Annotated in this window: 1 protein-coding gene and 1 pseudogene; both read right to left on the bottom strand. The window is 67.5% G+C overall.

The genetic code is table 11. The annotated features are described in order from the left end of the window. Nucleotides 1-246: 246 nt before the first annotated feature. Nucleotides 247-879 carry a hypothetical protein gene (locus tag CG50_RS15980; RefSeq protein WP_036640647.1) on the bottom strand — a complete coding sequence of 211 codons (633 nt, stop codon included), beginning with the start codon at nt 877-879 and terminating at the stop codon, nt 247-249. A 12-nt stretch (nt 880-891) separates the two neighbouring features. Further along, a pseudogene (locus CG50_RS17150) lies at nt 892-1,189 on the bottom strand (hypothetical protein); the annotation flags it as partial.

The raw sequence follows: 1,189 nt of genomic DNA, 5'->3' as shown, positions 1-1,189 counted from the left end.
CCCTTTTCTCAGCCATCCACCGTCGTCTTCCGTGCCCCCGCCGGGCGGTCTTCCCTCTTCTTTCTCTTTCTCTTTCTCTTTCCTTTCAGCACGGAGCGAACCGGCCCCGAAAAAAGGCGCTTGCCGCGCCATACCCCCCGAAACCCCTCGGTTTCGCTCCGATTTCCTTCCGTTTTCCTTCCAGTTCCTTCCGGTTTCCTTCCGCCGGAATTCCAGTTCCTTCCGTTGGAAGGAATGTGGAAGGAATTACAGACCGGCCGAACGGCCCGCCGTGTCCATCTCTTCCAGCGCCTGGCGCACGATCTGCGGACGGCGCTGCGTCGGCGGCGGGAAGTGTTCGAGCAGATATTCGTCGAGCCGCACGATCAGGTCGGTGTCTTCCGCCATCCGGCTCGACGCCCCGGCGCGCCGCATCTGATCGGGCAGCGCCTCCAGACGCTTGCGCTCGCGATCCGCCGCCTTGCGTTCGATGTGGTCGCGCCGCGCCTTCGAGGCCTCTGTCACCATCTCCAGCACGGCCGGGTGGAACAGCCGCAGCGCGCCGGTGTCGGTGCGGCACTTCTGCCAGCCGTCGAGCGGGCCGATCGAACGCGAGCACAGCCCCCGCCAGTCGTCGAGCGGCACGTCGACCAGCCGCGCGATCAGCTCTTCATTCGCCGGCAGCGTGCCGGCCGGGTCTTCATCGTAAGCGACGCAGAACAGATCGATCGCCACCGCCCGCACCTCGCGCGAGGCGAGGTTGCGGAACTCGGACTTCATCCAGTCGCGGTGCCGGAACTGCATGAAGAAATGCCGCTCCAGCTTCAGCCCGGTGGGGATCGGGTAGAGCGGCAGGCCGCTTTCGCCGCCCACCACCGTCAGGTTCGGCAAGGCTGCCATGGCGTCCCCTCCCTACCGCGCCCGCGGGCCGACCGCGGCGCAGACCCGGTCGAGCCGGGCGCTCAGCGCGGCGATCTCGGTGCGGAGGGCCTTGATCTCTTCATTGCCGCCCGAGGGGCCGAAGTCGCGCTCGCGGATCTCGGCGACCCAGCCCGGCAGGCAGCCCCCGCCGATGGTGTCGGCGACCGTCTTGTCGGTCTCGGCGCCGGTGTAGCGCTTCGCCTTGCGGTCGTAGCAGGTTACCAGCATCTCGATGATGTCGCCGCGCTGTTCCTGCGACGGCTGCCGCAGCGGCTGTTCCGAAGCCCCC

Origin of the sequence: Paenirhodobacter enshiensis (genome assembly GCF_000740785.1) — a bacterium.
Taxonomy (GTDB): Bacteria; Pseudomonadota; Alphaproteobacteria; order Rhodobacterales; family Rhodobacteraceae; genus Rhodobacter; species Rhodobacter enshiensis.
This window is presented reverse-complemented; position numbering and strand designations above follow the sequence as displayed.

Bases quoted from the DNA above. Each gene is read 5' to 3' on its own strand.
- CG50_RS15980 (WP_036640647.1), bottom strand. From the start codon at position 879: ATGGCAGCCTTGCCGAACCTGACGGTGGTGGGCGGCGAAAGCGGCCTG.